Here is an 11,958-nt window from a genome sequence, read left to right as displayed (position 1 = left end):
TCATGCGCCGCGCTCCAAGAAGTTCTTAAACAATTCATGGCCCTGCTCAGATAAAATCGATTCAGGGTGAAATTGCACACCCTCAACGTCGAGCGTTTTGTGGCGCACGCCCATAATTTCATCGACGCTGCCATCCTCAAGCTGAGTCCAGGAGGTTATTTCCAAACAGTCCGGCAATGTGGCTTTTTCAATAACAAGCGAATGGTAACGGGTTGCCACCAAGGGGTTATTCAAACCACTGAACACACCACTACTGTGATGATGCATCGGTGAGGTTTTACCGTGCATTACTTGCCGCGCCCGAACTATTTTTCCACCAAACACCTGGCCAATACTCTGGTGACCTAGGCAGACACCCAGCACCGGTATCTTGCCGGCGAAGGCTTCAATCGCGGCCATGGATATTCCTGCTTCATTCGGAGTACATGGGCCGGGTGAGATAACGAGATGGCTGGGCGCCAAGGCTTGGATCTCGGCAATGCTGAGTTCGTCGTTGCGCACGACTTTAACGTCAGCGCCCAGTTCAGCGAAATATTGCACCACGTTATAGGTAAAGGAGTCGTAATTATCGATCATTAATAACATTATGACGCCTCCTTTTTGTTAGCCACACCGCTCTGCACCATTGACGCCGCTTTAAAAACCGCTCGCGCCTTGTTCATGGTTTCTTTCCACTCCAGTCGCGGCTGGGAGTCGGCAACAATACCCGCACCGGCCTGAATATGCAGCTGACCGTCCTTAATCACCGCGGTACGTATCGCGATGGCAGTATCCATATTGCCATTCCAACTCAAATAGCCCACGGCACCACCGTATACACCGCGTTTAACGGGTTCGAGTTCGTCGATGATTTCCATCGCCCGCACTTTAGGTGCACCGCTCAGAGTGCCAGCTGGCAGTGTCGCGCGGAGGACATCCATAGCGGTAATGCCATCCCGTACCTGTGCGCGCACATTGGACACAATATGCATCACGTGGGAATACCGCTCAACCACCATTTTGTCGCTGAGCTCTACCGTGCCGGTCTTAGCAACCCGGCCGGCATCATTGCGACCGAGGTCAATCAACATGAGATGCTCGGCTATTTCCTTGGGATCAGCCAATAGCTCTTTTTCCAAAGCCAAATCTTCCGCGTCGTTATGACCGCGTCGACGGGTCCCCGCTATCGGCCTTACTGTCACTTCGCCGTGTTCTAAGCGCGCTAGAATTTCTGGAGAAGAGCCGACAATATGGAAATCGCCCAAATTGAGATAGTACATATACGGCGAGGGATTAAGGTGGCGCAGAGCGCGGTAGAAATTCAGTGGTGAGGCGCTAAACGGAATACTCAAACGCTGAGACAGAACCACCTGCATGGTATCCCCGGCCAAAACGTAGTCCCGAACTTTTTCGACAACCTCTTTGAAATTATCCTCGCCAAAGCTCGACACGAAATCCGTTTCTGCAACGCCATCAGCATTCAAATTCAACGCCGGTAACATAGGCGACAATCCACGCAGCATCTGTTCATAGGAATCAAGACGTTCCTGCGCCTTACCGTAGGCCATACTATCTGCTGGGTCAGCGTGGGTGATGATTTTAACAATGCCCGAGAGATTATCGAAAACCAGCAGTTCTTCAGACACCATCAACAAAATATCGGGTGTGCCGAGTACGTCTGGCGGCGTGGTGGCCATTAATTTGGGCTCAATATAGCGCACGCAGTCGTAGGCAAAATAGCCAACCAAGCCGCCATAAAAGGCAGGTAGCTCGTCGATATCCGGCACTTTAAAACGAGCCTGAAATGCCTCCACAAAAGTGAGCGGGTCTTCGCAGTGCGCCGATTCGATTAACTTACCATCGCGGTGAATGGTGACGTTCAGGCCTTCCGCTCGCAATACCGTGCGCGCGCCAAGGCCAATTATGGAGTACCGGCCCCATTTTTCTCCACCGTGAACCGATTCAAACAAAAAGCTGTACGGCTCGGCGGCGAGTTTCAGATAGGCACTGAGAGGGGTATCGAGGTCGGCTAGCACGTCGCGATAAACCGGTATACGGTTATAGCTTTGCTGCGCCAGTTCATTATATCGCTGGGCTTGCATGATAAATCCTTAAAAATGGTGGGTTGGTTTGCCAGTTTGCTTTTGCAATAGCTACCATCGCCATCGACGGCAATCACACAGCAGTGTTATGCGGGCCTTATGCACCATTTTCGTAAACTCATCACTCAAAATTAGAATTAAAAACATTGTAACTGAGGCTGGCCCGCGGGGGAACCTCAAAAAGCAGGCTTACTTAGCGCTGAATATGGGCTTTTCCAGTCTCGTAGCCAAGCTGCTAGACTGGCACTCTTTAGATTGAGAATTTTCACTGTGTTTGAAATATCCACTGGCCTCAGCCTCTCCGACGATGAAATCGAGCTCACCGCTATTCGAGCACAAGGTGCGGGTGGCCAGAACGTCAACAAGGTCTCCTCGGCCATCCACTTGCGCTTTGATATTAAGGCCTCATCCCTACCTGAGTTCCACAAGCAACGCCTACTTAGCCGGAACGATCAACGCATTAACAAGGACGGCGTAATCATTATTAAGGCCCAGCAATACCGAACCCAGGAAAAAAATCGCGACGACGCACTCCAACGCCTGCGCGAGCTGATTATTGAGGCCACCAAAGTCCTGCCATCGCGCAGACCGACCAAACCCACTAAAGGCTCGCAACGGCGGCGTATGGACAGCAAAACACAGCGCGGGAAAATTAAATCTCTACGTGGCCGCATCGACGATTAACTCAGCATGGCAGAAATACTGGCAACGACCGTCATCACAAATAAAAACCATTTCAATCCACGCTGACTGGCCTTGAGCGCCAAACGAACCCCAACTTTCGCCCCAATTATAGAGCCGACGCCAAGAATAAGACCCGGCACCCAGGCAACTAGGCCCTGCCAGATAAAGACCGCCAAGGCGACAATAGTCAGGGCTGCACCACACAGCATCTTTAACGCATTCGTCTTCACCAAGTCATAACGCAATGTACCCGCCAACGTAGCAATTAATACGAAGCCGACCCCCGCCTGCACGAAACCGCCATAGACACCTGCAGCGAACAAGCCCCAGAACGCTTTGGGACTGTCGTTTACATGCCGAACAGCAGTTCCGGGCGGTGGCGCAATCACCGACGGACTTATTAAAATAATCAGCGCCATGCCCACCATCACCATAAGCAATACAGGCTTCAGATAGGCGACCGGCGCAAATGCTGCTCCGACAGCGCCAAAAGCAGAACCCATCAACGTCGGCCTCAACACCGACCAGAGGTCAGCGCGTGGCAACTGCCCATGCTGATCAAAGTCCCGTACGCCGGTCAATGACTGCAATAGAACGCCAACCCGGTTGGTTGCATTTGCAACGTCAGCAGGTAAACCCATAACCATTAATGCAGGCAGGGTGAGATTAGAGCCGCCGCCCGCCAAGGTATTAATCACCCCAGCAACAAGACCAACAACCAACAATAGCAATATCAACCAAGGATCAATCGCTGACAGTCCATTTATTTCAATCACGTATATCACTCCAATGGCGGCAACACGCTTCACTACCTAAAAGACACGCCCAAAAAAACGAGGATCATCTGGAAACATAGGCACATGAGGCAATTGAGTAGGTATAAACTCCACTCATATCCTTGAAAACAGGCGCCTATACTACGTCCATCAGTTACTTATTTACAGAAACCTCAAAGAATCCAAGGAGCAGTGATATGGCAAAGTCAGAGAGTATTAACCTCAGCATACCTTTGATTGGTAATATCGCCTTGGTCGTATTAACCAGCGCCTCAGGCTTGGGCACACTACCCACGGTTGCACTTTGCGTTGCCTTGGTACTCAGTGCGACGGCTTTAAGCCACTAGCGATGGCACCCTGAGCCTGAACCAATCATAGCCAGGCTTATCCGTCGCTCAGACCTATACCTGCACTCACCAGCCGACACCCCACAGCACACCACGCTCCAAACCAATATTTGCTTAAGCCGCCCAGTATTTTAAAAGCAGTGAAAAAGCGGTGAAATTCGGGCATCATGCAAAAAACTCTGTTGTAAGCTAGGGACGATATGATACTGGATCCTCTCCGCGTTCAGGATATTACCCAGAACAAAACAAAACTGATCACGGCGCTAGCGCAACTGTTTCTCAGTGAACTTCCTGATATGATCAACGCCGTTGAGCACGCGTTTAAGCAAGGCGACAAAAAGGCATTGTCTGATAATGTGCACCGACTAAAAAGTGCGCTCGGTAATTTCGCCAATTCAAGCTATTATCAAGAGGTTGGCGCCCTAGAACGCAACGCCCTAGAACATGATGCAGCGCAGTGGCAACAAGACTGGCTCACTGCAAAAGAAAAGCTAAACACGCTAATCATAGAATTAAAACAGATGGCAGGACTATAACTCTCTATGGATGTGCTGATAGTCGACGATGACGCAGTAACCCGACTCGCCTTGAGCGCCGCACTAGAAGAGTGGAGCTTTGTGCCCATCCTTGCCGAAAACGGCGATCAGGCACTCAAAAAACTTGAAGCTGATAACGCCCCCCACCTACTGGTTATTGATTGGTCAATGCCCGGAATGAGTGGCCCCGAACTGTGCAAAACCATACGCAAACGCGAAGATGGCCAATTTTTTTACATCTTAATGCTTACCGGCAAAGAAGGTAATGAAGCCATCATAGAAGCGATGGAAGCCGGTGCCGACGATTTTTTGAGCAAACCCTTTGACCATCGCGTACTCAAAGTGCGAATTGCCGCTGGCAGCCGAATTGTACGCCTTGAACAGACACTCAATCAGCTCGCCTCGCGCGATGCCCTCACCCAATGCTGGAATCGCAGAATGATCGACGAGCTATTTACCAATAGCATCGCCGAATCAACCCGCAAGCGCAGCGCGTTTTCCATCATGGTGCTCGATATCGATCACTTTAAAGCGGTAAATGATACCTACGGTCACGCCGCCGGCGATGTTGCACTAAAACATGTAGTCAATATTTTAAATACCAATCTGCGCGAATATGATCAAGTTGGCCGCTACGGCGGTGAAGAGTTTGTCATTTTACTGCCCTCTACCGATGTCAACGAAGCATGGGGCGTCGCTGAACGCGTCAGATCAGCTATACAATTTCAACCCACCGTACTCAACGATGATACAAAGGTCGACATGACGGTCAGTATTGGCATAGCGCAATTTAATCGCAGTCGCGACATCAACCAAAACGCCTTCTTTGAGCGCGCTGACAAGGCGCTGTATACCGCTAAGCAATCTGGCCGCAACCGTATTATTTGCGCCGACTGACCATCATTAAATCCAATAATAATGTTGCCATTCAATTGAGCATATTTAATGAAGTCATACCAAAAGGCGCCACCAAAGCCTCCCAAACTTAAGCATACCCTAAGTGATCTGCCGCGCGCAGCGCTAGAAGGGCAGGCCTTACTGCTGACCCTGCCGCTACTGCGCCGAGCGGCAAAAGGTGACGGCCACCCCGTGCTCATTGTTCCCGGCTTTGGCGGTGGTGACGGTAGCACCGCAATGCTTAGGCGATGGCTAAGTGGCCAGAACTTCTCAGGCAAAACATGGGATTGTGGCAGAAACATCGCGAATAGGCGCCTGCACAACATCGCTGACGCCTTGGCATTTCGCCAAGAAAAGCTCGACAAATTACAAGGCAGAATTGAGCAAATTTATACTGAACACGGCCGCAAACTCAGTCTAGTGGGCTGGAGTCTCGGCGGGCTTTACGTAGACCACCTCGCACAACAATTTCCTGACTTAATTCGCCAAGCCATTACCCTTGGCACTCCACATGGCGATCCACGGGGCACTGCCGCGTGGTCTTTAATGCAAAGAGCTTATCGCGGCGATAATGCCGACCCAAATTTAGAGGCCGGCTTACAAGCATGGAAAAACCCAAACAGCGAAAAGCCCCGCACTGTCCCCACCACCATAATTTACAGTGCGTCAGACGGACTTGTTGCCCCAGCTGAAGCTACACTGCCCGGCAGTGCCGGGGCGAACCACATTAAAATCAATGGAAGCCATTGCGGCCTGACAATAAACCCGCGCGTCTACTGGCTACTTGCAAATAGGCTTTCCCAAACGGAAGGCAATGAGCGTCCCATTTCGCACCTAAGCAAACCTTGGTGGCTCTGATATCGCTCAACATCAAAATATCGACCGGGTAATTCTCCACTACAAACCGGAATACCCAAAGCAGAAAACACGAATAATTAAAGACAATTTTTACGTGTAGCAACAAAAAGATCCCACAAACACTTAATCAATGCGGAATTCAGAACAAACATTTCCACCACAAGCCAAAACATTACAAATAATTAATAAATTCACTTCCAACAAAAATCACAAGAAACACGACCACATAGCCCTGCTATTACTCGCTACACCTACTATACAGAATATGGATAATTGTAATTTTAAAGTTAATATGTTTTAACTTAGCAAGCTTGAATAACAATAACGATCCGAAACGGAGCGACTACGTGAAGAAAATTTCCCCCTATACTGCAGGGCTTTGCGCCCTAACAACCGTAATTAGCTGTAACAGCTTCGCCGAAGCCAAAAAATCAGGCTACGCCCTAGAAGAAGTGATCGTCACGGCGCAGAAAAAAGCCGAATCACTGCAAGATACGCCTATATCACTCACCGCTTTTGGTGAAGAACGCTTAGAAATTGACGGTATCAGTAGCTTAGGCGATATCGGGTCGAAGGTACCTAGCCTCACCATAGAACCCTTCCCCATTAACAATGCGACCTTGCGTATATTCATTCGTGGTGTAGGCATTTCCGACGTTCAGGTCACCCAAGACCCCCCGGTCGGTATTTACGTCGATGGTGTTTATATTGCGCGCTCAACCGGCACGGCATTAGATGTCGCGGAATTACAGCGTATAGAAGTACTGCGGGGCCCCCAAGGCACACTCTATGGCCGCAACACGACAGGCGGCGCAATTAATTTGATCACCAAGCGGCCAACAGTTGAGGAGTTTGAGTTAAAGCAAAAGTTTACAGTGGGTAACCGCAATTTATTCACATCAAAAACCTCGGCCAACATTCCCTTAGGTGACACCCTCGCCGCCAAGGTCGCCTATTTAAGCACTAAAATGGACGGTTTCATTGAAAACACCGGACCCGGTGGCGATTTCGGCGACAAGGACGTGTCGGGCTATCGAATCGATCTGCGCTGGGACATCAGTGACTCGCTCACCCTCGATTATGCCTACGATAATTCCGACTACGAATATTACAATTATATGTACCAGTCGATTCGCCCCGGCGTCCAAAATAAAGGCCAAGCGGAGCCGGTACGGGAATATTCTGTTAGCCAATCCAAACACAGTGAAGATCGCTTCGACGAAATGGCCACAGCGAGACCGATGGAGGCCTCAGCAACCCAAATCGAGGGCCACTCACTGATTTTGACCAAGTCCTTTGAAAATGCCCAGTTCAAGTATATTGGCGCCTACCGCGAACTCTATGACGCCGCTTACGCCGATCTTGGCGGCGGCCTCGGTTCAGAAAACTACCGCACTGACTCCCACGAGTACTGCGGCGTGTCAGTGCGCGAGCAAACTGGCGAAGACTGCCTCCCACTTGTGGTACCGCAAATAAACCAAGAGCAGTTCTCACACGAGTTTCAGTTTAGCGGCACCTTACTCAATGGCAGTATCGACTACATCACTGGCGCTTATTACTTCGAGGAAGAGGCAACCGAAAACAACAGTCCACTGCACCACCAGTTCAGTTCAGAAATTAGCGATGGTGTTATCCCTGTCCCGGTCTTAGGTGCCGCCCTGGGCTCCGTTTTACTGGACGCAGGCGATGTTCACTTAGTGAATATGGTGTCCCAGCGCTACGACATCAAAAATACTGCAATAGCCGCTTATGGTCAGTTCACTTGGACACCTAAGTTTTTTGATGAGCGCATGCATCTCACCTTTGGCGCACGTTACTCCCAAGATGAACGCGAGGCGCTGAAAAACCAAACGGATAAAACCTACCTCGAAATCCGTGAGTTAGACATGGCCATCGACATGGAAAACCTCGGAACCTTATCGCCAATTCTGGCGCAGGGTGGATTTCTGGTTCCAGGTGACCGCGCCTTTGACAATGTGCACGCCCAGAAAGACTTTGACGATTCCTCGTTTAGTTTTATCGCTGAGTTTGACATCACCGACGACATCAATGTCTACGGCAAGTTTGTTCAAGCCTACAAATCTGGTGGTTTCAACACCCGCGACCCTCAACGCGGCAGCACTGGCGAAGCGCCCGGCACCCCAGGTAAAGGCGACGACACGGCCACCGAAGCGCCTGACGGCAACGTCTACGGTTTCGGTTTCGCCGATGGCTTTGATGAGGAGCATGTTGCATCTATCGAGCTAGGTATCAAAAGTGAATTGCTCGATCGCCGCCTGCGGATTAACGCCAACGTCTTTTCCAGCGAATACACCGAAATGCAGCTGAACTTTATTTTGTCAGGCACGATTGCCGACACCAAGGTTACCAATGCAGGTGAAGCAACCATGCAAGGATTTGAAGCCGACATCACCTTTTTACCAAGCCAGAACGTTATGCTGATGTTTAATTATGCCTACTTAGATGCGGAGGTTACCAAGGCAGAGGACGAATTTGGCAATGATCTTACCGATAGTTTTGTGTTTTTCTCAGCGCCCAAAAACTCCTATACCGCGGCCGCAGACTGGACGATAGCGAGTATGGATTGGGGAAATTTGTCGATGAACCTAAGTTATAATTTCATGGACAATCGCAATGGTGGTTCACGCTCATTCAACACGCCAAATACCTATATTAGCGACTACAGCTTAGTGAATGGGCGGCTTAGTTTAAACGAAATACCACTAGGCAAGCGCAGCAGACTGAATATTGGAATCTGGGGTAAAAACTTAACTGACGAAGAGTTTGAGATCACTGCCATTGACAACCTTCCCCACAGTGACCGCAGCGTCATCTGGGGCGACCCACTTAGCTACGGTATAGACTTGATCTTCGAGTATTAATTATCGACGTGTTCTACGCGAAAACGGCAGCCTAGGCTGCCGTTTTTCATACCGTGAGTACCGGAATTACATACCAACAATTGGCTGCATTAAACGTGCTAACCAACCGCGAAATGCCAGCGGCGCATCCATCCCCGCAAGGCAGATGCAATCCTCATCACTATCGGCAACAGGTTGATGCTCCGTCGCGCTATCCAGATCAGCAACATCGCCGGCGTTAAACTTGCCCAAACTGTCGCTATAACCACCGCGTAAAATCATGGTGATTTCACTACCACGGTGACTGTGTACCGGCATTTTCTTACCTGCCGCGATACGCAACAAACGCACATCCCCTTCATCGCAATTTATGATTATCTGCTTAAGTCCCGGTGCTAAGGTCTTTTTCCATGGCAGAGCATCGAAGCTGTCTTCTTGCAAAAACTGATGTAATAACCGTGGGATTGCTTCCGGTGCACCCACATTCACTGAAGCGTTTTCGGCAGCTTCCAACACTCTCGATTGACTTACTTCCGCGACTTCACGTAAGTCCATATCCAGTTGCGCAAGCACGCTTTCCCGCGCACGTGTTGAAAGTGTCTGCGGCGACAACTCCATCATTAAATCGGCACCCAACGCCTCTCCGGCATTGACGCTAACGCGACAGGCGGGGCAATACTGTAAGTGACAGCCCACTACAATGGCTAAGGCTGCCGGTAGTGAACCGGCTGCATAGCTCAATATAGTTTCTTGATTTGGGTGATGCTCAATTTGGCTCATAAGCCGCCTTCTCCAAAATGCTGACGAAAGGCCTTCATTGCCAACCGCAAGCTTGATTTAACGCTACCTAGGGGCATGCCGGTCTCCTCAGCAATTTCACTGTGGCTCTTGCCCTCATAATACGATTTGTAGACAACTTGAGCCTGGTTCTGAGGCAAGGTATCTAATACCGCTTTTAAACGTTCACCATCGGCATTTAGGCGCGCGTCATCGTCAACTGTCTCGGCAAGATTCTCATCTGACTCGTAGGCAATACCGCGCTGCTTACGCAGGCGATCAATCCACAAATTTCTGGCGACGCGAAACAACCAGGTACTCACCGCAGCCTTGTCGCGAGAATATAAATGGGCCTTATTCCAAAGGGCGAGCAAAGCCTCTTGGCTTAAATCTTCCGCCATCGATGATTCCGCACCTTGCCCCAGTAAATAGGCATTTACTCGCGGTGAAAAATGATCAAACAACAGCATAAAACTGTGTTTATCCCGCTTTTCGGCAATACACTCTACACAGTCGGCCCAAAATGCACCTGTTCGCGCTTGCTCCTCGGCAAGTTCTGCCATTTATGAACCCCTTGTTATGCTTTTATACGTCACCGCTGGGCGACTGGATCAATGCCTTTGGATTATCATTCGTCGACCACAAAATTGCGGCGATCAAAACAAACTGCAGCGGAATGCGCAACCACAATAACTCGGGCGCCACCGGCCCACCAAAAATAGGCACATCGCTAAGCGCCTGATAAATATTCGCTGGTAGAACCAACAGACAATAAACTGCGGCAAGCTTTCCTGCCAGACGGCGCTGCGCAGGCCAAAGTATACCGACCACAAGCAGGAGCTCTAACAAACCCGTAAGCCACACAATTAGCATAGGCCAGGGCAATATCGGCGGCACAATTCCGGCAAAATCCTCGGCCAAGAGAAAATGGCCAATCCCACCGATGAAGAACACCAGGCAAACTAATAGTCGCAATATACTTTTCAACATCCGGTTTCCTAAGTACCGCTTATCATTAACAATAATGACTCATTATCTTAGCATAGCGCCATTTTATAATTAGCATTGCCGCTACCGTCCGCCCCCTATACCATTAGGATAGTGAATTATGGAGTAGAACATGTCTTTGCCCACGTTTAAGTCAATGCCCGACCTTATTGGTAACACCCCCCTAATCCATCTCAAGCAGGTATCCGAGCTTACTGGCTGTACTATTTTAGGCAAAGCAGAATTCCTCAACCCCGGCGGTTCGGTGAAAGATCGCACAGCGCTGGGCATTATTCGTGACGCCGAAGCCAAGGGCACATTGCGCCCCGGCGGCACTATCGTCGAAGGCACAGCGGGCAACACCGGTATCGGCCTTACCCTGATCGCCAACGCCCTTGGCTACCGCAGCGTGGTAGTAATGCCCCACAGTCAAAGTCGGGAAAAAATTGAGCTTCTAGATCTTTATGGCGCGGACCTGCGACTTGTCGCTGCCACTAGCTACAGCGACCCCAATCACTATATCCACACCGCGCGGCGCCTCGCCGAAAGCCTGAATGAAACCGAACCAAACGGCGCTGTTTGGGCGCGCCAATTCGACAATACCGCCAACACCGATATCCATGAGCGCACCACCGGACAAGAAATTTGGCAACAAACTGGCGGCAACATCGACGGTTTCATTTGCGCGGTCGGTACCGGTGGCACCCTGGCAGGTGTCAGCCGCGCCCTCAAGGCCCACAAACCCGACATCACTATTGGCTTGGCCGACCCCAAGGGTTCCTCATTGTACAATTATTTTACCAATGGCGAGCTACGCGGTGACGGCCGCTCAATCACTGAGGGCATTGGCATTAGTTTAGTCACGGACAATCTACGTATGGCCAGTGTCGATCAAGCCTTTGAGGTCAGCGACGCTGAAGCTCTGCCCTATATTTTTGAGATACTTCGCCATGAAGGCCTCTGCCTAGGCGGCTCGTCCGCCATTAATATTGCCGGCGCAGTGCAACTCGCACGGGTACTCGGCCCTGGCCATACCATCGTGACCATACTGTGCGACTACGGCGACCGCTATAAGAGCAAATTATTTAACCCAGTATTTTTAGAAAACATGGGCCTACCTGCACCAGATTGGACCCGAAACTGAGGGTATTGCT

Annotated in this window: 13 protein-coding genes; 7 read left to right on the top strand and 6 right to left on the bottom strand. The window is 50.3% G+C overall.

From position 1 onward, the window contains the following. Both ABD836_RS12095 and trpE read right to left on the bottom strand, forming a co-directional pair. Positions 1–585 carry an aminodeoxychorismate/anthranilate synthase component II gene (locus ABD836_RS12095; RefSeq protein ID WP_344936239.1) on the bottom strand — a complete coding sequence of 195 codons (585 nt, stop codon included), beginning with the start codon at positions 583–585 and terminating at the stop codon, positions 1–3. Continuing rightward, positions 585–2,081, bottom strand: a complete 1,497-nt coding sequence (gene trpE, locus ABD836_RS12090) for an anthranilate synthase component I (RefSeq protein WP_344936237.1) — start codon at positions 2,079–2,081, stop codon at positions 585–587. The genes ABD836_RS12095 and trpE overlap by 1 nt, the downstream gene beginning before the upstream one ends. 270 nt (positions 2,082–2,351) lie before the next feature. Here trpE and arfB point away from each other — a divergent pair, with 270 nt between their 5' ends. Continuing rightward, entirely contained in the window at positions 2,352–2,765 is a 414-nt protein-coding gene (gene arfB / locus ABD836_RS12085) for an alternative ribosome rescue aminoacyl-tRNA hydrolase ArfB (protein WP_344936235.1), read from the top strand. Here arfB and ABD836_RS12080 read toward each other — a convergent pair. Beyond that, a complete protein-coding gene (locus ABD836_RS12080; RefSeq protein WP_344936233.1) occupies positions 2,762–3,541 on the bottom strand; it encodes a sulfite exporter TauE/SafE family protein in 780 nt (259 codons plus the stop codon). The two genes, arfB and ABD836_RS12080, sit on opposite strands and share 4 nt — an antisense overlap. Before the next feature lie 197 nt (positions 3,542–3,738). Here ABD836_RS12080 and ABD836_RS12075 point away from each other — a divergent pair, with 197 nt between their 5' ends. The 5 genes from ABD836_RS12075 to ABD836_RS12055 all read left to right on the top strand — a co-directional run bounded on the left by ABD836_RS12075 (position 3,739) and on the right by ABD836_RS12055 (position 9,061). Then, on the top strand, positions 3,739–3,888 hold the full coding sequence (locus ABD836_RS12075) for a hypothetical protein (protein WP_344936231.1): 150 nt from the start codon (positions 3,739–3,741) through the stop codon (positions 3,886–3,888). 200 nt (positions 3,889–4,088) lie between these two features. Beyond that, positions 4,089–4,424, top strand: coding sequence for an Hpt domain-containing protein (locus ABD836_RS12070; protein ID WP_344936229.1), 336 nt, complete (start codon positions 4,089–4,091; stop codon positions 4,422–4,424). Between the two features lie 6 nt (positions 4,425–4,430). Further along, entirely contained in the window at positions 4,431–5,321 is an 891-nt protein-coding gene (locus ABD836_RS12065) for a diguanylate cyclase (protein WP_344936227.1), read from the top strand. Between the two features lie 48 nt (positions 5,322–5,369). After that, positions 5,370–6,179 carry an esterase/lipase family protein gene (locus ABD836_RS12060; protein ID WP_344936225.1) on the top strand — a complete coding sequence of 270 codons (810 nt, stop codon included), beginning with the start codon at positions 5,370–5,372 and terminating at the stop codon, positions 6,177–6,179. 347 nt (positions 6,180–6,526) lie between these two features. Further along, positions 6,527–9,061 (top strand): TonB-dependent receptor, encoded by a 2,535-nt coding sequence (locus ABD836_RS12055; protein ID WP_344936223.1) that lies wholly within the window; start codon positions 6,527–6,529, stop codon positions 9,059–9,061. 66 nt (positions 9,062–9,127) lie between these two features. Here the strand turns inward: ABD836_RS12055 and ABD836_RS12050 are convergent, their stop codons facing one another. From ABD836_RS12050 to ABD836_RS12040, 3 genes are read right to left on the bottom strand one after another with little or no spacing between them, the layout of a single operon-like run. Next, a complete protein-coding gene (locus tag ABD836_RS12050; protein WP_344936221.1) occupies positions 9,128–9,820 on the bottom strand; it encodes a ChrR family anti-sigma-E factor in 693 nt (230 codons plus the stop codon). Continuing rightward, on the bottom strand, positions 9,817–10,380 hold the full coding sequence (locus ABD836_RS12045) for a sigma-70 family RNA polymerase sigma factor (protein WP_344936219.1): 564 nt from the start codon (positions 10,378–10,380) through the stop codon (positions 9,817–9,819). The genes ABD836_RS12050 and ABD836_RS12045 overlap by 4 nt, the downstream gene beginning before the upstream one ends. Positions 10,381–10,402: 22 nt before the next feature. Next, positions 10,403–10,807: a DoxX family protein gene (locus tag ABD836_RS12040; protein ID WP_344936217.1), complete on the bottom strand. Its 405-nt coding sequence runs from the start codon at positions 10,805–10,807 to the stop codon at positions 10,403–10,405. A gap of 130 nt (positions 10,808–10,937) precedes the next feature. On the opposite strand from ABD836_RS12040, the gene ABD836_RS12035 reads away from it, so the two are divergent. Then, the gene (locus ABD836_RS12035) at positions 10,938–11,948 is read left to right on the top strand and encodes a cysteine synthase A (RefSeq protein WP_344936215.1); all 1,011 of its coding nucleotides are present in this window, start codon (positions 10,938–10,940) and stop codon (positions 11,946–11,948) included. Positions 11,949–11,958 lie beyond the last annotated feature (10 nt).

Origin of the sequence: Zhongshania borealis (genome assembly GCF_039539625.1) — a bacterium.
In the GTDB taxonomy this organism is placed as follows: Bacteria; Pseudomonadota; Gammaproteobacteria; order Pseudomonadales; family Spongiibacteraceae; genus Spongiibacter; species Spongiibacter borealis.
The sequence above is the reverse complement of the archived record's forward strand: the minus strand, read 5'-3'. Positions and strand labels throughout refer to the sequence as shown.